Origin of the sequence: Halopseudomonas sp., from assembly GCF_041579695.1 — a bacterium.
GTDB lineage: Bacteria > Pseudomonadota > Gammaproteobacteria > Pseudomonadales > Pseudomonadaceae > Halopseudomonas.
Window position 1 is genome coordinate 1 of the sequence record NZ_JBFGFI010000058.1, and the last position, 19845, is coordinate 19845.

General features: G+C 59.4%; 18 protein-coding genes and 1 pseudogene. 14 read left to right on the forward strand and 5 right to left on the reverse strand.

Going from position 1 to position 19845, the window contains the following annotated elements:
* Nucleotides 1-229: pseudogene (locus ABYA88_RS11340) on the forward strand (hypothetical protein); the annotation flags it as partial.
* A gap of 32 nt (nucleotides 230-261) precedes the next feature.
* Here ABYA88_RS11340 and ABYA88_RS11345 read toward each other — a convergent pair.
* Complete coding sequence (locus tag ABYA88_RS11345) at nucleotides 262-714, reverse strand: DUF2231 domain-containing protein (protein ID WP_373187406.1); 453 nt, start codon at nucleotides 712-714, stop codon at nucleotides 262-264.
* 143 nt (nucleotides 715-857) lie between these two features.
* On the opposite strand from ABYA88_RS11345, the gene ctaD reads away from it, so the two are divergent.
* The 5 genes from ctaD to ABYA88_RS11370 all read left to right on the forward strand — a co-directional run bounded on the left by ctaD (nucleotide 858) and on the right by ABYA88_RS11370 (nucleotide 6431).
* Nucleotides 858-3374 (forward strand): cytochrome c oxidase subunit I, encoded by a 2517-nt coding sequence (ctaD, locus tag ABYA88_RS11350; RefSeq protein WP_373187388.1) that lies wholly within the window; start codon nucleotides 858-860, stop codon nucleotides 3372-3374.
* On the forward strand, nucleotides 3374-3733 hold the full coding sequence (locus ABYA88_RS11355; protein WP_373187389.1) for a hypothetical protein: 360 nt from the start codon (nucleotides 3374-3376) through the stop codon (nucleotides 3731-3733). Before ctaD ends, ABYA88_RS11355 begins: the two co-directional genes overlap by 1 nt.
* On the forward strand, nucleotides 3730-4626 hold the full coding sequence (locus ABYA88_RS11360; RefSeq protein WP_373187390.1) for a cytochrome c oxidase assembly protein: 897 nt from the start codon (nucleotides 3730-3732) through the stop codon (nucleotides 4624-4626). Before ABYA88_RS11355 ends, ABYA88_RS11360 begins: the two co-directional genes overlap by 4 nt.
* Nucleotides 4626-5612, forward strand: coding sequence for an MBL fold metallo-hydrolase (locus ABYA88_RS11365; RefSeq protein WP_373187391.1), 987 nt, complete (start codon nucleotides 4626-4628; stop codon nucleotides 5610-5612). The genes ABYA88_RS11360 and ABYA88_RS11365 overlap by 1 nt, the downstream gene beginning before the upstream one ends.
* A 153-nt stretch (nucleotides 5613-5765) precedes the next feature.
* Nucleotides 5766-6431, forward strand: a complete 666-nt coding sequence (locus ABYA88_RS11370; protein WP_373187392.1) for a dienelactone hydrolase family protein — start codon at nucleotides 5766-5768, stop codon at nucleotides 6429-6431.
* A 42-nt stretch (nucleotides 6432-6473) separates the two neighbouring features.
* Here ABYA88_RS11370 and ABYA88_RS11375 read toward each other — a convergent pair whose 3' ends face one another.
* Nucleotides 6474-8498, reverse strand: coding sequence for a hypothetical protein (locus ABYA88_RS11375; RefSeq protein WP_373187393.1), 2025 nt, complete (start codon nucleotides 8496-8498; stop codon nucleotides 6474-6476).
* 59 nt (nucleotides 8499-8557) lie between these two features.
* Entirely contained in the window at nucleotides 8558-9784 is a 1227-nt protein-coding gene (locus tag ABYA88_RS11380; RefSeq protein WP_373187394.1) for an acetyl-CoA carboxylase biotin carboxylase subunit family protein, read from the reverse strand.
* A gap of 320 nt (nucleotides 9785-10104) precedes the next feature.
* Between ABYA88_RS11380 and ABYA88_RS11385 the strand changes: the two genes are divergently transcribed.
* The 4 genes from ABYA88_RS11385 (at nucleotide 10105) to ABYA88_RS11400 (ending at nucleotide 13742) form a co-directional block, all read left to right on the forward strand.
* On the forward strand, nucleotides 10105-11010 hold the full coding sequence (locus ABYA88_RS11385; protein WP_373187395.1) for a mechanosensitive ion channel domain-containing protein: 906 nt from the start codon (nucleotides 10105-10107) through the stop codon (nucleotides 11008-11010).
* Between the two features lie 129 nt (nucleotides 11011-11139).
* The gene (locus tag ABYA88_RS11390; RefSeq protein WP_373187396.1) at nucleotides 11140-12111 is read left to right on the forward strand and encodes an NAD(P)H-dependent flavin oxidoreductase; all 972 of its coding nucleotides are present in this window, start codon (nucleotides 11140-11142) and stop codon (nucleotides 12109-12111) included.
* Nucleotides 12112-12254: 143 nt separating this feature from the next.
* On the forward strand, nucleotides 12255-12944 hold the full coding sequence (locus ABYA88_RS11395) for an SDR family oxidoreductase (RefSeq protein ID WP_373187397.1): 690 nt from the start codon (nucleotides 12255-12257) through the stop codon (nucleotides 12942-12944).
* 114 nt (nucleotides 12945-13058) lie between these two features.
* Entirely contained in the window at nucleotides 13059-13742 is a 684-nt protein-coding gene (locus ABYA88_RS11400) for a glutathione S-transferase family protein (protein ID WP_373187398.1), read from the forward strand.
* Here ABYA88_RS11400 and ABYA88_RS11405 read toward each other — a convergent pair.
* Both ABYA88_RS11405 and ABYA88_RS11410 read right to left on the reverse strand, forming a co-directional pair.
* Nucleotides 13739-14806, reverse strand: coding sequence for an endonuclease/exonuclease/phosphatase family protein (locus tag ABYA88_RS11405; protein ID WP_373187399.1), 1068 nt, complete (start codon nucleotides 14804-14806; stop codon nucleotides 13739-13741). The two genes, ABYA88_RS11400 and ABYA88_RS11405, sit on opposite strands and share 4 nt — an antisense overlap.
* A 90-nt stretch (nucleotides 14807-14896) precedes the next feature.
* Nucleotides 14897-15613, reverse strand: a complete 717-nt coding sequence (locus ABYA88_RS11410) for a YebC/PmpR family DNA-binding transcriptional regulator (protein ID WP_373187400.1) — start codon at nucleotides 15611-15613, stop codon at nucleotides 14897-14899.
* A 178-nt stretch (nucleotides 15614-15791) separates the two neighbouring features.
* Between ABYA88_RS11410 and ABYA88_RS11415 the strand changes: the two genes are divergently transcribed.
* The 4 genes from ABYA88_RS11415 to ABYA88_RS11430 all read left to right on the forward strand — a co-directional run.
* Nucleotides 15792-17252, forward strand: a complete 1461-nt coding sequence (locus ABYA88_RS11415; protein ID WP_373187402.1) for an NAD-dependent succinate-semialdehyde dehydrogenase — start codon at nucleotides 15792-15794, stop codon at nucleotides 17250-17252.
* Between the two features lie 4 nt (nucleotides 17253-17256).
* The gene (locus ABYA88_RS11420) at nucleotides 17257-18393 is read left to right on the forward strand and encodes an isocitrate/isopropylmalate dehydrogenase family protein (RefSeq protein ID WP_373187403.1); all 1137 of its coding nucleotides are present in this window, start codon (nucleotides 17257-17259) and stop codon (nucleotides 18391-18393) included.
* Nucleotides 18394-18482: 89 nt separating this feature from the next.
* The gene (locus ABYA88_RS11425) at nucleotides 18483-19427 is read left to right on the forward strand and encodes a D-2-hydroxyacid dehydrogenase (RefSeq protein ID WP_373187404.1); all 945 of its coding nucleotides are present in this window, start codon (nucleotides 18483-18485) and stop codon (nucleotides 19425-19427) included.
* Between the two features lie 56 nt (nucleotides 19428-19483).
* The coding region (locus ABYA88_RS11430) for an amidase family protein (protein WP_373187405.1) at nucleotides 19484-19845 on the forward strand (362 nt) is incomplete at its 3' end.

Here is a 19845-nt window from a genome sequence, read left to right on the forward strand (position 1 = left end):
CTTTGTTGTCAATTACACCACTGCCCCCTGGCTGATCGCCAAGTTGACGCTGGTGTCACTGCTGGTGGTCTGTCACACCCTGGCGGGTCTGCTGATCCTGCGGGCGGAGTCGAGAAATGGCAAACCCGTACTGCCGTGGTGCGTTTTGCTCGGCGTCACCTGCGGCAGTCTGATGCTGGTGATCGTCTGGATTGTGCTGAGCAAGCCGTCGATAGGGGGCGAGCCATGATTGCTGCAATGGCGCTGCCCAGCGTGCGGTTGCTAGAGGTTCTCGCGCCGCTTGGCCATTTTTTTCGGCGATACACCCACGGCGTGATCATAGACCAGCTCGCCGCCGAGCAGGCTGGTAAGCGAGATCATCAGGCCGGTAAGCAGCGAGAGATAAAGGCCCCAGGGCTCGATCGCCAAGTCTGGCGCGTTGAGCCGCAGCAGCCAGTTCAGGGTTGCCAGCGAGAGCATCATCACCGCCAGCATGCCGTGGCACCAGGCGGTAATCAGACTGCGTATCTGCGGTACGATAATCAGATCGAGCATGCCGATGGAACCCGAGATCCAGCCACCAACTGCCCCTATGCCGGCCAGCCAGATGCCCAGGCGCGCCCAGAAGTAGTCGTCGGTGAGCATGAAGCCAAGATCGGCCCCAATCAGGCCGATCAGCGCGGCGACCGGGAAGTGGATTACCATCGGATGGATAGGATGCCCGTGTATGGACATCTTGCTGCGGATATGTTCCTCGGCCACGGTGACTCCCGACGATCGTCTGTTGAAACCGCCCGGCCATGCGCCGGAGCGACTGTTCAAAGCCTAGCAGTGCGGGCGTCTCTTGGCACAGGTAGCGCAACCGGAGGAGGGGCCGGGTGACTGATCCGCTGATTGAGCACAATCGCCAGCGGCACGAGCAGTTTTCCAGGGTATGGGGCAACCTGCGCGGTTGGCGCTCGCTGTTGGCGGTCAATCATACGACTATTGGCCTGCGCTTCATTGTGACCGGGTTTCTGTTTTTTCTGGTTGGTGGTCTTCTGGCGATGCTCTTGCGCACTCAGCTGGCGCTGCCCGAGCAGGATATTGTCGGGATAGAGCTCTACAACCAGCTGTTCACGATGCACGGCACGATTATGATGTTCCTGTTCGCGATCCCGGTGCTCGAAGGGATGGCGATGTATCTTATCCCCAAGATGATTGGTGCGCGGGACCTGGTCTTTCCGCGGCTAAGCGCTTTTGGATATTTCTGCTACCTGTTTGGCGGCCTGATCATTCTTTCCAGCCTGGTGTTAAGCACCGCCCCCGACACCGGCTGGTTCATGTACACCCCTCTCAGCAGCTCGACCTACTCGCCTGGGTCTGGCGCGGATTTCTGGCTACTCGGTATTACATTCGTCGAGATATCTGCGCTCTCGGCCGGCGTTGAGCTGGTGGTCTCGATCCTGCGCACCCGAACACAGGGCATGTCCCTGAGCAAGATGCCGGTTTTCTGCTGGTACATCCTGGCGATGGCCCTGATGATTATTTTCGGCTTTCCGCCATTAATTCTAGGAAGCATCCTGCTGGAGCTCGAGCGTGCGGCCGGCATGGTCTTTTTTCAGGTGGCGGGTGGCGGCGACCCGTTACTCTGGCAGCATCTGTTCTGGCTGTTCGGTCATCCCGAGGTCTATATCCTGTTCCTGCCGGCGGCGGGTATCGTTTCCACCCTTATTCCGGTCTTCGCCCAGCATCCGCTCGTCGGCTATCGCTGGATTGTGGTTGCGGTGATTCTGATGGGCTTTCTCAGCTTCGGTCTGTGGGTGCATCACATGTTCACGGTGGGCATACCGCAACTGGCGTTGTCGTTCTTTTCCGTGGCGAGTGTGCTGGTCGCGATCCCCACCGGTATACAGATTTTTGCCTGGCTGGCTACGTTGTGGGCCGGCCGGGTGGTATTCCACCTACCGATGCTGTGGATCCTGGGATTCATCGTTGTCTTCGTCAATGGCGGGCTGACCGGTGTGATGCTGGCGCTGGTGCCGTTTGACTGGCAGGTACACGACACGCATTTTGTGGTCGCACACATGCATTACGTGCTGGTCGGCGGGATGCTGTTTCCGCTGATTGCCGGGCTGTATTACTGGCTACCCCATGTGTCCGGACGCATGCCGTCCGATACCCTGGGCCGCTGGGGTTTCTGGCTGGTGTTCATCGGCTTCAACCTGACCTTTCTGATCATGCACCTGACCGGTTTGCTGGGCATGCCGCGACGCATCTACACCTACGAGGCCGAGATGGGTTGGGGCTGGCTGAACCTGATTTCTTCGGTGGGTGGCTTTGTGATGGCAATCGGTATCGCCGCTATCATCCTGGACCTCGCACTGCATTTTCGTTTCGGCGAGAAGGCGTCGCGCAACCCATGGAACGCCGACACCCTCGAATGGGCAATGCCCATGCCCGTGCCACCATACAATTTTGCCAGCCTGCCGGAGGTGGGCACCCGGCACCCGCTGTGGGAAAACTCGGAGCTGCCCGTCACCATCTTTGCCGGTAAGCACGGCCTGGCCGAGATCCAGCATGAGCGTCGTGATACCTGGGGGTCCGATGCGATCAGTGGCACAGTGCGCGAAGTGGTCAACCTGCCGGCCAATTCCTGGATGCCATTGCAGTGCGCCGCCGCCATCGCCGTTCTGTGTCTCAGCCTGCTGACCAAGGTATATGGGCTGGCACTGCTGGCGACTCTGGCCGCGGTTTTCCTGCTGCTGCGCTGGAGCTGGCATAACGGGGGACACCCGGGCGTGACACCCTTGCGCGATGATGATCCGGTAGATCCGCCGCTGCATACGCGCACCTTTGATGGTCCGGGGCTATGGGGCATGGTCGTGGCCCTGATGGCCAACGGTACGCTGTATATCTCTCTGCTCTTTGGCTGGTTTTATCTCTGGACCGTTTCGCCTTTCTGGACCACGCCGGAACAGGGCCCGCTGGCATTGCTGCCGCTGACGGTCAGTGGTGTGCTGCTGACCCTGGCGACGTTGCTTTATGGACGTGGCCTGGTGAGATTGCGCAAGCGCGAGGTCGACGGGCTTGGTCGCCTGTTCTGGTTGGTCAGTCTGCTCGGCGCGGCGCACGTCCTGTCGCTGCTCTGGTTGCTGGTCGATGCGCCCCTGCATCCAACGCTGACTGCCCACGACGCGGTGCTGGTGGTGATGCTCATCTACCAGTTGATCCACAGCGCGCTGGCGGTAATCCTGACAGCGATGCAGGCGGTCCGGCTCAGGCTTGGCTATGTCAGCGCGCAAATCCCCTACGAGCCGATTGTGGTCGGGCCGTTCTGGCTCTATACGCTCGGGATCTTCTGGATGAGCTTTGCCGCCTTCTTTCTGCTGCCGCTGGCATGGGGTGGTGTCTGATGTTTTCCCCGTCCCATCCGCTGCAAATGTTCTTCGGCCCGATTGTCTGGAGTGCCTGGTTCGTCAGTCTGTATGGCGGGCTGGGGGTTACCTGCGCCTTGATACCGCCAGATCCCGAGCAGGGTGCGCTGACCTGGATCAACGGGGGCCTGCTGGCGTTTGGCTTACTGTTGTCGCTATTTCTGCTGTACTGCGCCCGACGCTGCTGGTTGGCCAGACCGGCAGCCGATGAGCAGCCGGACAAGGATGCGGATAATCAGCGTTTCATTGCCAGTGCGGCATCGGCGGTTTATCTGATCGGCGCGTTCGCCACACTGGCAGTGGCGATGCCTGCGCTGACACTGCCGCCTTGCGTATGAGCCACGTGCAACGGACCTGTCTTCCGAGCCTGTGTGTGCTCTGGGGCGCGAGCATGCCGGCGATGGCCCACAGCCCAACCTCCGGCAGTGCCCAGGAGCAGATTGCATCAATGCTCGCAGTGGGGCTACTGGGTGTGTTCTGGTTGTTCTATCTGGCCGGATCCCGCCGTCGGCAGGCGCAAGTCTGGCGTGCGATGGCTTTCCATGCGGCTATGCTGTTGGGTTTTTTCGCCGTGGCCGGCCCGCTGGATGAATGGGCGGAAACCAGCACCACCGCGCATATGGTCCAGCACATGCTGTTCATGGTGGTTATTGCGCCGCTTTGGGTCCTCAGCCGACCGTTGAAACGTCTGGCCGCTGCCGGCGGGAAGTGGGTCAGCCGAGGCTGGCGACCCCTGCTGCGCCTGACGCGGCACCCGGTGCTGCTGGCGTATCTGCACGGGCTGACGATCTGGTTCTGGCATATGCCACGGTTCTATCAGCTGGCGCTGGATAATTCCTGGTGGCACGTTGTGGAGCATGGCATGTTCATGCTGACTGCGGGCCTGTTCTGGTGGGCTGTACTTTACGGCAGACAGCGTAGCGTGCATTGGTCGCTTTTCGCATTGTTGTTGACGCTGATGCACACCGGTTTTCTCGGTGCGCTGCTGACGTTTGCCCAGGCGCCACTGTATGGCGAGGCGCGCAGCCTGCAGGACCAGCAGTTGGCCGGGTTGATAATGTGGGTGCCCGGTGCGCTTCCCTATCTGCTGGCGGCCGCATGGGTGGGCTACCGCAGGTTCAGGACTGTGCATCGTGGCGCTCTGGACTCGGAGACGGCCGCAGGCAGCTTGCAGCGCGCGGCAAAAGATCCGATCCTGTGGGAATCTGAAGAACGCCAAGGAAAACTCTGATGATTACCAATAACGCTTTTGCACGCTCCGTGGGTCGGCTCGCTGTCGTCAGCCTGGCTCTGGTTTCGTTTCTGGCGCAAGCTGCGCCGGTGGCCAAGCAGCAGGATCAGGTACCCGGGTACTACCGGATGAATCTGGGTGAGTTCGAGGTAACCGCGCTCTACGACGGTTATATCGATCTCGATCCAAAGCTGCTCAACGGAATTGACGCGGACAACCTGGAAGCCCTGTTTACCCGGATGTTTGTTCCTGCTGATAATGGCGTGCAGACTGCGGTCAACGCTTACCTGGTCAATACCGGCACCGAGCTGGTTCTGGTCGATGTCGGTGCTGCGCAGTGTTTCGGGCCGACACTGGGCAACATCGCGAGCAACCTGCAAGCTTCCGGCTACGAACTCGAGCAGGTCAGCATGGTGCTGCTGACGCACCTGCACCCTGACCATGCCTGTGGTCTACGCAATCGTGATGGTTCGGCTACCTATCCCAACGCCACAGTGCATGTACCGCGGGCCGAGGCTGCCTATTGGCTGGATGAAGAGCTGGCCGCGACTATGCCCGCGAGTGCTCAGCCGTTCTTCAAGATGGCCCAGGAGGCCGTCAAGCCCTACGTGGCAGAGAACCGGTTGAAGCAATACGGTCGCGATACTGAACTTATGTCTGGGTTACGTACGGTGCCAGCTAACGGCCATACCCCTGGGCACAACGCCTATCTATTTCAGTCCGAGGGGCAGGATCTGATGGTCTGGGGCGATATCGTGCACAGTCATACCGTGCAGTTTGCCCGTCCGGACGTCACCATCGAATTCGACGTCGACAGCGAAGAAGCATTGGCCACCCGCAAGCAGATCTTCAATGATGCGGCGAAGAACCGCTTTTGGGTTGCCGGCGCGCATTTGCCCTTCCCCGGCCTGGGGCATGTACGCCGGGAAGGTGCCGCGTTTTCCTGGGTGCCTGTAGATTACGGTCCGCTGCGTAACGACCGCTAAGCTGGGTCCTTGAAAAAACCGACGCCCGCTTTACGGGCGTCGGTCCGACTGATTGGATGGAAACTTCGCGCGAGGCTCTTGAGTCCAAGCAACAGCATGGCGGCGACAATCCTCAAGGATTGACGCCCCAAATCGACCAAGAGAGGCCTGTTCATGGATTCCACCGATACCCTGGAAACCCGCGAAATCATCATTACCGTTCCCGCTGGCGACATGTATGGCGATCTGACTTTGGCTCGGGATGCGAAAGGACTGGTGCTGTTTGCCCATGGCAGTGGCAGCAGTCGGTTCAGCAGTCGTAACCGGCAGGTTGCCAAGGCATTGAATCGGGCCGGCTTCACGACCCTGCTGTTTGATCTGCTGACCGTTGCCGAGGACCAGGTTGACCGCAGCACCCGCGAGTTTCGTTTCAATATTGATCTTCTGGCCAGCAGGCTGATAAGCGCAACGGAATGGGTGGCAGCGCAGCCGGATATGGGGTCGCTATCCCTGGGTTATTTTGGCGCCTCTACCGGCGCAGCGGCGGCACTGATCGCCGCTGCGGCCCGGCCCGAGATGGTAGACGCCGTCGTTTCCCGAGGGGGTCGAGCAGATATGGGCGGCCCCGCACTGCCCCAGGTCACAGCCCCAACATTGCTGATAGTCGGAGCGCTTGATGACATCGTGATCAAGCTCAATCAGGAGGCATACGATATGCTGCGTTGTACCCGGCACATGGAAATAATTGCCGGTGCATCACACCTGTTCGAAGAGCCGGGTACCCTTGAGCAGGTCGAGGCACTGGCAATCGACTGGTTCGACACACACCTGCGAAGATGATTTAAGGGTCGCGACGGCCCGAAGGCCTGCCGCGACCGGATATCAATTCGTGGCAACGGTCTGGTCGTCCTCGCTTGTGCTCATCCGCCCGACGCCCCAACTACGTTGTATGTAACCGATAACCTCGTCGAGCTCTTCACGGGTCACCGAGGCGGGCTCTCCGTGCTCCAGAGGGTCGTAGTGAAAGATGTAGAGCCTGGACAGAAACTGGGCGAAGGGCAGCGATGCCTCGCCGAATCGCTCGCCGTGCCCCGACGTGCTCACTTCGACGCCATCGCCCCAGTTCTGACCACTGTCATTGTTGGGATTGAAGAAATATACCCGCATCTGGTCTTTCTGATCCAGATTGACCCGCAGGATGGTGATTGCGTGCCAGCCGATAAAGCGTGCGGCGCTATCGGTGACTGCAATGCCTGACGGTTGCGGGTGAATCAACGGTTGATTACCGTTGTGGTACGGATGGTAGGCGGCATAAAAGTGCCGCAGAAAATCTTCCAGATCGACCAGGTTGCCAGTGGGTACGTCGACGTTCAGGCGGAAACCGCGCCCCGCCCACCAGCCATGGAACTCCGGATTGACCCAACGGTGGGGGTCGCCTTCGCGGCCAATACAGCGTCGGCCCATTTCTGCGTAAATGCGGTCCAGATGGGGTACCACCAGCAGCGAAACTGCATCCAGATCGATAGGCAATGAAGTCGCCACCCCACCCAGGCTTTCCTGTGACGAGATAGGCTGCCCCTCGAAGTGCATGATGATCTCGTCGTCACGGGCTGCCCAGGTAACCATCTGCAGAAGATAATCAGGGTCGTTGTAGGCCCACATCGACAATGCCCGCGCCGATTGGCACGTCGGGTTGTTGCCCTGACCCACGCCAAGGGGGAGGCCCAGCATGCACAGCACACCTTCGAGCAGCAGCGCTTCGGGCGGTACAGCAGTGCCAAATGCCAGGGCCAGACGCTCTTTGGACCAGGCGGACAGGGGCAAGCCAAGCTGGCGCCACATGGCCGGGGCTACCGGCAACTGGAACAGAATGCCGCGCTCGAGCATTAGCGCCAGCCCATAGATCGCCTGTGGGGTGCCGGGATGAACGCCTTTGTTGATCAGCTCCAGTACCAGCTCGCGATAACACAACAGACAGTCACGGCCGGTAGCCGAAAGACCCATGGCTTCGGCCAGCAGATGGTCCGCCTGGTTGAGCAGATGACGCACAAGCACGGCATGGTACGCTGATGCCAGGCCGGTATCATGCATAGCCCGGGCAAAGCCGGTCGCCTCGCTTTGCAGCGCCGCGTGGTCCATATGCTCGAGTCGTTCCTGATAGATTTCTATGCCCGGATCTTCACGGCAGGCATAGGTGGGGCCATACAGACTGCTGACCAGCCGGTCGGCACCGTGGCCGCTGGTACCCAGATCAATATCAGGATCAGTCTGACATATCGCGATCTGCGTGATCATGCGCTTGACCGGGTCAACCTGAATGGGGCGTTGTTGCAGAATGCGCCAGATCTCGCCAATCAACTGATCGATTATGTGCTGGTAGCCAATCGACGTAGCAAGATGCTGCAGCAGATTGCGTGGCACCTCGGCCAGCCGCCCCTGGGTTTCCCGCTCGGCCTCACTGGGAGGTGAAAATAGCATGGCGAGGTTGCTTGCCAGGACTTGCGTCAGGAAATGTCTTGCGTGCTCGACCGACACCAGCGCGTGCTCATATTGACCACGCGCTACTGCCAGCAGCCTGAGCTCGCTCAGGGCTTCGATAACCAGGGTATGGGCATCTCCGCTTGAAAGAGTATGCGGCGTCAGCGCCGGGACCAGCGTGTCGGGATTGTCCCAGTCTGATCCGGCGAAAACGCCCGCGTCCTCGATTGCCGCTGCACGGGCTTCGATTTCTGCACAGCCGTCAGGCTCCATCAATACCCGGCGGGCGGTGTCGAACACCCGCCCAAGCTTGCCTGGTTTGGCAAACTCCGGAGCCCGAGCCAGCAGCTCCAGAGCTTCGTCAAACCGGGCCAGCAGCAGGTCGAGCTTGCTGCGGTCCGGCTTGTCTTGCGCATCTACGTCAACCACGCACATTCTCCCTAACTGTTTTGACTAGCACCCATGATAGGGACATGACCGGCAGCGCGCTATACGTAGAAATCCAGTTCTTCCTGACGTGCCAGCAGATCGTGCATCGTTTTAGCGTCGTCGCCCTTGAAGTAGATCAGACCCCAGTGCGTGCCGAATGCAGTACGCTTGGTGACCATTTCTTCGAGCGGCGTGGTCAGCTCGTGGGATTCGAAATAGGGGTGATCTTCTGTCTCGGAAGGAATTTCCAGCTTACTGACAACCCTGCGGCGCGGATAGACGCCGAAGCAGCCGGCGTAACCGTCAGCATCTTCAATTTCCTTCGGAAAGTAGGCTTCGACTTCCTCTTCGGTGGATTTCGGATCGAACACCAGCATTGACGCATGGTAGGCGTTGAAGCCCTTGTAAACGCGCTCCAGCAGCTCGAATACCTTGAAGCCCGGTGGGCGATAGGCCACTTCACCAAAGTACATTTCACCATCGCTGGTTACGAAGTATTCGGGGTGGATCATCCCGAATTCGATGTCGAAGGTCTTGATCAGCTTCTCGATCTGCTTAACTATCTGCGGACGATACTCCTCAAGCTTCGGCGATGCGGGCACGTGTACCGAATATCCAAGACGGACATACTCGGAAATGTTCAGGAAACGGATCTTGCCGTTGTGAATCCATGCCTCGACAGCGAATTCCCAACCATCAAGGTGAGACTCCATCAGCGATGGAAACTCCTCGTCGGGAATGGCATCCACGTCGTCGGGTGTACGGATGACCCGGTGACCGAGGCAGCCTGCCTTGTCGAAAGCCTTTACGTGGATGGGGTCGTTCGGATCACCATCGAGCTTGAGCAGTGTCTGGTTGACGCGCTTGAGGAATCGGATCACATCACCGCGATCATGCGCTTCTTCAAAGATACCTACGCGGATACCGCCGAGCTGCGCGCGCCGTTTCATCAGCGACTTGTCACGCATCAGCATTGACTGACCGAACAGCCTCGGGTTGTCCAGCAGGACCGAGTTGATCGCTCCAGCCCATTCGACTGTTTCCTCGAATAGTGGAATGGAGACGTCGACGCCCATGTCCTTCAGTGTCTGGGCTATCTCCATGGAGCGATCATTGAGGCGCTCGAAGTTCCAGGGCACGTAGGGAATGTCATGCGTTTTGCAATATTCTTCTGCCCACTCTGGAGCAACTACGACATAGCGACGGTCGAAAGTGGCTGCAGCTTCGACAGCGTTGGGTGCCCAGCCGAGCAGAGCAATAAAGCCCTTGGTTGGATCCTTCTTCATGTGCGATCTCCTTGGTGTGCAGGACCTTGTCCTGCGCAATGCATAATTTATATGTGTAATGACTATACACCATAGATTGGATGGCGGCTAACGCAATTGCTACATGCGTAAAGGTTGTAAGAGAATTCAAAATGATTCGAGAACGAAATATTATTACCTGTGGTCCAAGTTCGTGGCTACGCTATCCGCTACCATGTCCGGAGCTCAACGCTGTCCAGTGGAGTCTCGCGGGACCTGGCAGGGAAACGGGATATCAACGTTGACGCCCGGTCGGGAGAGCAGGATGATCCATTTCACGATGAAGACTGACGGGGAAATCAATGCTGGATGGCCTTAATGTACTGCCTGAGGGATTTGTATTTCCGGAAGGCATTCTGCGGTTGCTGATCAGCACCGTGTTGCTGTTCGCGGTGGTCCTGCTTTCTCGCGCACTGACCGCCCGCTTCATCCGTCGTACGGTGGTGTCTCCCGAACTGCGCGGTCGTTGGCTGGTCAATTCGCGCAATGGATTTCTGCTTCTTACCCTGCTTGGCCTGGTGATTATCTGGGGTGAGGAATTGCGGACCCTGGCTTTGTCCATTGTCGCAATCGCAGTGGCCTTTGTGGTCGCCACCAAGGAGCTGATTCTGTGCCTGACGGGCTCGATGCTGAAAAGTGGTTCGCGCTCGTTCAATCTGGGTGATCGCATTCAGGTAAAAGAGTTTCGCGGCGATGTGATTGATCAGAGTCTGCTGGCCACAACGGTGCTTGAGGTCGGCCCCGGAGCGCTGCAGCAGCGCACTGGGCGAATGATCGTGATCCCCAATGCGCTGTTCGTTTCCGAGCCGGTAATTAATGAAAGCTTTACCGAGAACTACGGTTTCCATGTGTTCAGCATACCGTTCCGCCGCGGTGACGACTGGCGTGCAGCGCAGGTAGCATGCCTGGACTCCGCCAACCGTCAGTGCGCCCCTTATCTGGAGCAGGTGCGCGATTATATGACCCGGGTCAGCGCCAATCGCGGGCTGGCGGTACCTGCGGTAGAGCCCCGGGTGACGCTTCAGTTTCCTGCCGCTGATACCGTCCATCTGGTGGTGCGGGTGCCGGTCAAGGTGGGGCAGCGCAGCTTTATCGAGCAAGCCGTTCTCAGCGAGGTGTTTACCGAGCATGACTTTCTGCCGGAACGAGGGTGCACGCCTGTGCGAGCTCAGGAACCGGCGGCGTCCGGCGGCCAGGAGGATGTATGAAGCGCAGCAGTCGACCCTGTGCGCTGAGTTGGCAAAGGCTTGCAATTTGCCACGTACGAAATTAGCGTCGTCATTCTAAATACACACCCCGGCGCGTTGCCGGAGCTCCATCACAAGAGGCAATTGATCGTGAAAACGCGTATTACTGAACTGTTCGGCATCCAGCACCCCATTATCCAGGGCGGTATGCACTATGTCGGCTTCGCCGAACTGGCGGCGGCCGTTTCGAATGCTGGAGGTCTGGGGACAATTACCGGCCTGACGCAGAAAAGCGCCGCCGATCTGGCCAATGAAATTGCTCGCTGCCGGGACATGACTGACAAGCCGTTTGCGGTCAACCTGACCTTCCTACCCTCGCTGAACACGCCGGACTACCCCGGCTATATCAAGGCCATTATCGAAGGTGGCGTCAAATACGTGGAAACCGCTGGCCGTAGCCCGGAAAAGTACATGCCGCAGCTCAAGGACGCTGGCATCAAGGTTATCCACAAGTGCACATCGGTGCGCCATGCGCTCAAGGCCCAGGCGATCGGTTGTGATGCGGTTTCCGTCGACGGCTTCGAGTGTGGTGGCCATCCGGGCGAAGATGACATTCCCAACATGATCCTGCTGCCGCGCGCAGCCGACGAGCTGGAAATTCCCTTTGTTGCTTCCGGCGGCATGGCTGATGCGCGCTCATTGGTTGCAGCGCTGGCGATGGGCGCTGAAGGGATGAATATGGGCACGCGTTTCATTGCCACCAAGGAAGCGCCGGTGCATGACAACGTCAAGCAAGCGATCGTTTCTGCCAGTGAGCTGGATACCCGCCTGGTCATGCGTTCGCTGCGCAATACCGAGCGCGTGCTCAACAATGCTGCGGTCGAGCGGATCCTCGAGAAGGAAAAACGGCTGGGCGAGGATCTGCAGTTCAAGGACATCATCGACGAGGTTGCCGGCGTCTATCCGCGCATCATGATGGAAGGCGAGATGGAGATCGGCGCCTGGTCCTGCGGCATGGTGGCCGGCCTTATCCACGACATTCCCACCTGCCAGGAACTGCTTGATCGCATCATGGGCGACGCTGATACGCTGATCCGCCAGCGCCTCAATTCAATGCTCTGAGCGCGTTTAACAGGCGGTCCGTCGCGGACTGCCTGTCCGGGACTGCCTGTCATATCCTGCAGTACGCCGGCGCAGTTTTCTGCGAACTGCGCCCGCGCTCAGCCGTCCAAGCTGGATACCAATCGTGTAAAAGGAGAAGAATCATGGCAGACCCCGTCCTGGTGATAACCGGTGCCTCATCCGGCATTGGTGCCGCCACCGCCCGTGAAGCCTCGAAAGCCGGTTACCGGCTGGTGTTGGCAGCGCGATCGAAAGATAAACTGCAGAGCCTGCAGCAGGAGCTCGGTGGTGAAGAGCGCGCAATCGTGGTCAGCTGCGACGTACAAAGCCGGGACGACCAGCTGAATCTCGCTAAGGAGGCGGAGCGTGCCTTCGGCCAGATAGACGCTGTGTTTGCCAATGCCGGGCGCGGCGGCGAGCCCGGCGGGTTCAGCAAGGCCGACCCGGATGTCTGGCGCGACATGATTCTGACCAATGTACTGGGCGTCGGCCTGACCGTGCAGGCCTGCATGCCTGCACTGCGCAGAAGCCGGGGTCACGTGCTGCTGACCGGCTCGGCCGCCGGCCGGGTGACGATTCCCGGGTCCATGTACAGCGCGACCAAATGGGCTGTTTCCGCAATTGGTTATGGCCTGCGCGAGGAAATACGCGGCAGTGGCATGCGCGTGACGCTGATCGAGCCGGGCATGGTCGATACCGCTTTTTTCGATCAGCCGCCAGAAAACGCATTGCAGCCTGAGGACATCGCGCGCGCGGTGCTTTATGCGCTCTCGCAGCCGCCACATGTTGACGTCAACGAAGTCCTGGTCAGGCCCACCCCGGCGCAGGAATAGCTGGTGGGCGAGTGCAGTCTGCACGCCCGGTGTAGAAGTGCGTGCGTTGGCTGATCCTTCTCGGGCATACTTTTCCGGAAGACAGGGAACGTATTTCTGATGGAGCAGTCGCGCATGATTCCAGATCTGTATATAGCCAACAAGAACTACTCCTCATGGTCGCTCAGGCCATGGGTGCTGATGCGGCAATTGCAAATTCCATTCAACGAGCGATTGATGCCCTTCGCCGGGAGCGAGACGCAGGCGATCTACCGTACTTTTTCGCCAAGCGGCAAGGTGCCTTGTCTGCTGCATGACGATATCGTGGTATGGGATTCAATGGCGATCTTCGAATACCTTGCCGACATTCACCCCCAGGTCTGGCCGGCCCTTGCGCCTGCCAGGATCTGGGCACGTTGCGCCTCGGCCGAGATGCACGCCGGTTTCGCGTCATTGCGCAACATCTGCACGATGAATTGTGGTTTAAGGGTGCGCATGTCGGCCATGGAGCCCGGTTTGCTGGCGGATATCGACCGGATCGATGCGCTCTGGAACCAGGGTATTGAGTGCTTTGGCGGCCCTTTTCTGGCTGGCGACCAGTTTACTGCGGTGGATGCCGCCTTTGCGCCGGTGGCCTTCCGGGTCCAGACCTACAACCTGCCGATGTCTGCCGTTGCCCTGGAATATGTCGATCAGTTGCTTGAGTTGGCACCGATGCGCGACTGGTATGAGGCGGCATTGCTGGAAGACTGGCGCGATGAAATTCACGAGCAGGAGGCTCGGGAGGCAGGCCCGTGGCTGGAAGACCTCCGTGCCTAGGCCTCGCCAGGCGCGGCTTTTTTCGCCGCGTTGATGGTTTCCTCCGCCGCCGCCCTGTCGCCCGCTTCCGGTTCTGGTTTGACGTTTTCGTCGCTGCGCGACGGTCGACAGCACAGGGTGGCTAGAATAGGGAAATGATCCGAGCCGAATCCCTTCAGCCGTTGCATACGGCCCAGGGTGAAGTGCTCGGTGACGAAGATATGATCCAGTGGCCAGCGCAGGAGTTTGTACTCTGCATGGAAGGTGGCAAACATGCCGCGGCCACGACGCGGATCGAGCATGCCGCTGATGCGGGTGAACAGCTTGGTGGTTCGCGACCAGGCGACGTCGTTGAGATCGCCGATGAGCAGCGCCGGGCCCTCGTAGTCGCGTATCTGTTTGCCGACGATCAGCAGCTCTGCATCTCGCCAGAGGCTGGTTTCGCTCTCCTGTGGCGAGGGCGGGCGTGGATGCAGGGCATGCAGACGCACGCGCTCGCCACTGCTGAGTATGATCCAGCCATGGATTGAAGGTATGTCCTCCTGAATCAGTCTCTTGACCTCGACGCCCTGCAGTTCCAGGCGCGAATAGAGGTGCATCCCGTAAAGATTGTCCTGCGGGATGCATATGTTTTCCGGCCAGCCTTCGGCCAGTGCCGCGTGCAGTTGCTCGCCCCACCAGTCGTCGGACTCCAGCGTCAGCACAATATCGGGTTGGTGTTCCAGAATCTGGTCGATCAGCCCTGCGGCATTGTGATTGGGCGTCAGTACGTTGGATATCAGCAGTGTGACGCAACGGTCTTCATGCCCAGGTTCGGCATCCGCGAGTTCCAGTGGCCCCAGACGGGTGTATGGGTATATCCGCCAGAGCTGGATAATTACAACGAAAATGCTCGCGGCCAGACTATACGGCCGCCAGGGCTCTGCGGTCAGTAATGCCAGCAGTGTGACGATGAAGGCAACGCTGGCAATCTGGACGCGAGGAAACTCGCAGGCCCTGAGCCACCAGTCGCGCAGTCTCACTTTGGCAAATACAGTAACTGCGAGCAGTATCATGCTCAGTGCAAAAATGGCTAGGTCGAACATGCGGCGCTCCGTTTGCCCCGGGGTCGGCGCGGAGGCCGGTTTGTACGCCCGTCCGGGGGCACCGGCACAGGCTACTGAATGCGCTTGGCGTCAGATTTCCGCGTTGTGGTAAATGTTCTGCACGTCATCAAGCTCATTGAGCATGTCGACGAACTTCTCGAACATCGCGACGTCGTCGCCTTCCAGCGTAGTCGAGGTTTGCGGCAGGAACTGAATCTCGTCGACGGCGAAGTCTATATCCCCAAAGGTGTCCGCGAGCGCCTGTTTGGCTTTGCCGTAGTCGGTGTTGGCCGCGAACACTGTGATCATGCCGTCTTCGTTTTCGATGTCGCTGACGTCAACGTCTGCCATCATCAAAGCTTCCAGTACGCCTTCCTCGTCGTCGGATGCAAAGGACAGGATAGCGCAATGATCGAACATGTGGCTGACGCTGCCCGGCGTGCCCATTTTGCTCTTGGTCTTGGTAAAGCAGTTACGTACATCCGAGATCGTGCGATTGGGATTGTCGGTCAGGCACTCGACAATGACGATGCAGTTGCCTGGACCGAAGCCCTCGTAACGAGCCACTGAGAAGTCTTCGCCACCACCGCCTTTGGCCTTGTCTATGGCCTTGTCTATGACGTGTGCGGGCACCTGATCCTTTTTTGCGCGCTCGATCAGACCGCGCAGCGTCAGATTGCCCGTCGGATCAACGCCGCCGGATTTGGCGGTGACGTAGATCTCGCGTGCATATTTGCTGTAGACCTTGGTTTTGGCATCGGCCGTCTTGGCCATCGATTCTTTGCGGTTCTGATAAGCGCGGCCCATTGAACTGTCCCGTTGGTTGGCTTCAAACCGGCGATTTTACCTGCAGATCAGGGTCAGAGCTACGGGCGATTTTCCGGCTGTGGCAATCCTCAGGGGATTGTCCATTGCGTCCCGGGGTAAACCGGCCTACCTTGAAATCAGAGCTATCCGGATACCACCAGGAGATACAGGAGGAAACATGTCCCTTTCCCGATTGAGTTCAAAACGATTGTTCCGCCAGCAATGCTATATCGGCGGCCAATGGCGCGATGCCACCGATGGTTCGACCGTCACCGTGGACAACCCTGCTACTGGTGAGACTCTGGGGACTATTCCTTCTATGAGTGCAGACGAGATCAGCAAGGCGATTGATCTTGCCGAGTCGGGATTCCAGACCTGGCGCAAGAAAACCGCCCAGGAGCGTGCCGATTTGCTGATGCGCTGGAATGACCTGATCCTTGAGCACAAGGAGGATATCGCAACCCTGATGACGCTGGAGCAGGGCAAACCCCTCGAAGAATCCCGTGGTGAGGTGGGTTATGCTGCTTCGTTCATCCGCTGGTTTGCCGAAGAGGCCCGCCGTGTCTACGGTGAGACCATTCCGGGTGCGAAGCCGGGGCAGCACATTGTTGTTACCCGTTTGCCGGTTGGCGTCACCGCCGCGATTACACCCTGGAACTTCCCTGCCGCGATGATCACCCGCAAGGCTGGCGCGGCCCTGGCAGCCGGCTGTTCAATGATCGTCAAGCCGGCCGAGGCAACGCCTTACACCGCGCTGGCACTGGCCGAGCTGGCGGACGAGGCGGGCATCCCTGCTGGTGTGTTCAATGTGGTGACCGGTAAATCCAGCATGATCGGCAAGGTGTTTACCAGCAGTCCGGTGGTACGTAAGTTGAGTTTTACCGGCTCGACCACAGTCGGCAGCAAGCTGATGGCCCAGTGTGCCGAGCATGTGCAGAAGGTCTCGCTGGAACTGGGTGGCAACGCGCCTTTCATCGTGTTTGATGATGCCAATCTTGATCGTGCCGTCGAAGGTGCGATGGTCAGCAAGTTCCGTAACACCGGGCAGACCTGTATCTGCGCCAACCGCTTCCTGGTCCAGAAAGGCGTGCATGATGAATTCGTCTCGCGCCTGGCCGATGCGATGAGCAAGCTCAAGGTGGGCGACGGTTTCGAGGAGGGCGTCACCCAGTCTGCGCTGATCAATCACGATGCGGCACAGAAAGTCAAACGTCACTATCAGGATGCCCTGGCCAAAGGGGCCACGCATGTGGCCGGCCCGAAACCGGAAGCTGACAACGGCAACTATGTACATCCCGTGCTGATTACTGATGTGACGCCGGACATGGAGTTGTGTGATGACGAAACCTTCGGTCCGTTGGCTGCGGTGATGAAGTTCGATACCGAGGAAGAGGCGCTGAAGATCGCCAACGATACGCCCTATGGCTTGGCTGCCTACTTCTACAGCACCAATATCCATCGGGTCTGGCGGGTTGCCGATGCATTGGAGGCGGGCATTATCGGGGTCAACGAAGGGGCCGTATCCAACGCGGCTGCACCCTTTGGCGGAGTGAAGGCATCGGGTCTGGGTCGTGAAGGATCCAGTCATGGGCTGGATGAATACACCGAACTTAAGTACCTGTGCATGGGCGCGGAGTGAGCTGATGAGTGTTACCGGAAAGGCTGCCCGCATCGCATTGATGCCGGGTGATGGAATCGGCGTCGAGGTGATGCAGCAGGCTGTCAGGGTGCTGGAAATACTTCGCGATCAGGATGACCTGGCCCTGACCTGGGACCTGCTGGACTGGCCGAGTACCGCCTGGCATCGGGAACACGGTCAGATGATGCCTGATGACGCGCTGCAGCGCGCCTGCGATTACGATGCCCTGTTGTTGGGCGCCCTGGGCGACCCGGGGCCGATAAGTGATCCAGGGAGGTATCGGTTGCCCGACGGTATATCACTCGCGCCCTTGCTGACTTTTCGCAAGGGGCTTGACCTGTGGGCCTGCGAGCGACCGGCACGCCTGCTTCCGGGGGCGCCGCGCTACCTGGCTGATCCCAGGGCCGAGCAGGTCGACATGCTGGTCATTCGTGAAAACAGCGAAGGCGAGTATGTGAACCAGGGTGGACGCCTGCAACAGGGCACGCCCCATGAAGTGGCAACCCAGCTGGAGATATTCACCCGTCGCGGTACTGAGCGGCTGATCCGGCATGCCTTTGATCGGGCCCGCGAAAGGCTTCAGGCGCATGGTGAGACACGCAGTTTTTTCTGCGCCGAGAAGGGCACAGCCCATGCTCAGGTATGTCTGATTACCAAGCGTAACGCCCAGCCTGCCTGGGGCGAGCTGTACACCGAAGTCTTTGCCAAGGTGGCCCCTGAATACCCTGAAATAGGCGTTACCCACCAGTTGGTCGATGCGGCTTGCATGAAGTTCGTGCAGTGCCCGTGGGATTTCGATGTCGTGGTGGCGAGCAATTTGCACGGGGACATCCTGACCGATCTGGCGGCGGTGCTGTCGGGCGGTTTGGGGCTGGCGCCCTCGTGCAATATCAACCCCGATAGTCGGGAAATGCCGGCGTTGTTCGAGCCCACACACGGCAGCGCACCGGATATCGCCGGGCAGGGCAAGGCCAATCCGGCAGCGATGTTGCTGACCACGGCAATGATGCTTGAATGGCTCGGCTTTGGTTCTTCCGCCGAGCGTCTGCGCCAGGCGGTGGCCCAGGACTTGCTTGCGGGCCAGAGCCGGGAGCGCGGTTGCAGTGAAGTGACTGATGGCATTATCGCGCACCTTGATTAGTACTTATCGGCGAACGGCCATTGGCTGATTTGCCTGTCGCTTTACCAGCGGACTTACGGAGTCCGCGGTCACTGTTGGAGCTGTATGTCATGACCTTCGTATTGGTACTGGTCGCCACTGGCGAAAACGAACTGCCCGGGCTGGGCGGTTTGCCCGATAACGTGCGCGTCGAGACCGTCAGCGACGAGGGGCAGCTGCGCCAGCTACTGCCCGAAGCCGATGTGTTGGTAGTAACCGATTTTCGCACTGGCCTGCTTGAGCGCTGCTGGCCGGAGAAGCCGCGCTTGCGCTGGGTGCATGCCACGAGCGCGGGCGTTGACGCCCTTATGTTTCCGGCGCTGGTCAACAGCGATATCCCGGTGACCAACGCCCGGGGTGTATTCGACCGCGGCATCGCCGAATACGTGCTCGGCGCGGTCCTGTTGTTTGCCAAGGACACGCTGGGCAACCTGGACTTGCAGCGCCGCCACCAGTGGCAACACCGCGATACCGAGATGGTCAACGGCACGCGAGCGCTGGTGGTCGGTGCCGGATCTATCGGCGGTGAAGTGGCCATGCTGCTGCGTGCGGTCGGGATGCAGGTCACCGGTATTGCCCGCACCCCCCGCGAGGATCAACGTTTTGATCAGGTGCTAGGCAACGAGCAGCTTTTCGACTGTTTGCGCGAGTCCGACTACGTCGTCATCACCGCGCCGCTTACCCCCGACACCGAGGGGCTTTTCGACAAGCACGCATTTGCGCTGATGAAGGCGTCCGCGCGGTTGATCAACGTCGGTCGCGGCCCCATCGTGCGTACTGACGATCTCCTGGCTGCGCTGCGCGCGGGCGAGCTAGCGGGGGCGGCACTGGACGTGTTTGAAGAGGAGCCCTTGCCGCCGGAGCATCCGCTCTGGGATGAGCCGAATGTGATGATGTCGGCGCATATGGCGGGCGATTTCAAGGGCTGGCAACAGGCGCTGGGTGAGCAGTTTGTGGCCAATTTCCAGGGCTGGGCACTGGGCAAACCCCTATTCAATCAGGTTCCCAAGGCTTGACTGGAAGGGCTGATCGACACGGGCGAACAGAAAGGCTGACAAGACAGGAGAAGCATATGTCCAACGAGATTTTGCGCATGACCGCTGTAGAGTTGTTGCAGCAGTACCAGGACAAGACGTTGTCACCGGTGGAGGTCGCCGGAGCGATGCTGGACCAGATAGAGCGCCTGGACAAGCATACCAATGGCTTCTGTCTGGTGGACCGGGAAACATCGTTGGGATTTGCGCGCGAATCCGAACAGCGATACCAGAAGGGCGAAGCCCGAGGCCTTGTAGACGGCGTGCCGGTGGCGGTGAAGGATGTATTCCTCACCCCGATGTGGCCGACGATCAAGGGCTCGCGCACGATCGACCCGAAAAGCACGCTGGGAAAGTCGGCGCCGGCAACTGCCGCATTGACGCGCCATGGTTATGTTCC

Coding starts and splice junctions, on each gene's coding strand:
- ABYA88_RS11405 (WP_373187399.1), bottom strand. CDS start 14,806: ATGTTCGACCTAGCCATTTTTGCACTGAGCATGATACTGCTCGCAGTT.
- ABYA88_RS11410 (WP_373187400.1), bottom strand. CDS start 15,613: ATGGGCCGCGCTTATCAGAACCGCAAAGAATCGATGGCCAAGACGGCC.
- ABYA88_RS11415 (WP_373187402.1), top strand. CDS start 15,792: ATGTCCCTTTCCCGATTGAGTTCAAAACGATTGTTCCGCCAGCAATGC.
- ABYA88_RS11425 (WP_373187404.1), top strand. CDS start 18,483: ATGACCTTCGTATTGGTACTGGTCGCCACTGGCGAAAACGAACTGCCC.
- ABYA88_RS11365 (WP_373187391.1), top strand. CDS start 4,626: ATGATTACCAATAACGCTTTTGCACGCTCCGTGGGTCGGCTCGCTGTC.
- ABYA88_RS11345 (WP_373187406.1), bottom strand. CDS start 714: ATGTCCATACACGGGCATCCTATCCATCCGATGGTAATCCACTTCCCG.
- ABYA88_RS11355 (WP_373187389.1), top strand. CDS start 3,374: ATGTTTTCCCCGTCCCATCCGCTGCAAATGTTCTTCGGCCCGATTGTC.
- ABYA88_RS11385 (WP_373187395.1), top strand. CDS start 10,105: ATGCTGGATGGCCTTAATGTACTGCCTGAGGGATTTGTATTTCCGGAA.
- ABYA88_RS11420 (WP_373187403.1), top strand. CDS start 17,257: ATGAGTGTTACCGGAAAGGCTGCCCGCATCGCATTGATGCCGGGTGAT.
- ABYA88_RS11370 (WP_373187392.1), top strand. CDS start 5,766: ATGGATTCCACCGATACCCTGGAAACCCGCGAAATCATCATTACCGTT.
- ABYA88_RS11400 (WP_373187398.1), top strand. CDS start 13,059: ATGATTCCAGATCTGTATATAGCCAACAAGAACTACTCCTCATGGTCG.
- ABYA88_RS11380 (WP_373187394.1), bottom strand. CDS start 9,784: ATGAAGAAGGATCCAACCAAGGGCTTTATTGCTCTGCTCGGCTGGGCA.
- ABYA88_RS11395 (WP_373187397.1), top strand. CDS start 12,255: ATGGCAGACCCCGTCCTGGTGATAACCGGTGCCTCATCCGGCATTGGT.
- ABYA88_RS11360 (WP_373187390.1), top strand. CDS start 3,730: ATGAGCCACGTGCAACGGACCTGTCTTCCGAGCCTGTGTGTGCTCTGG.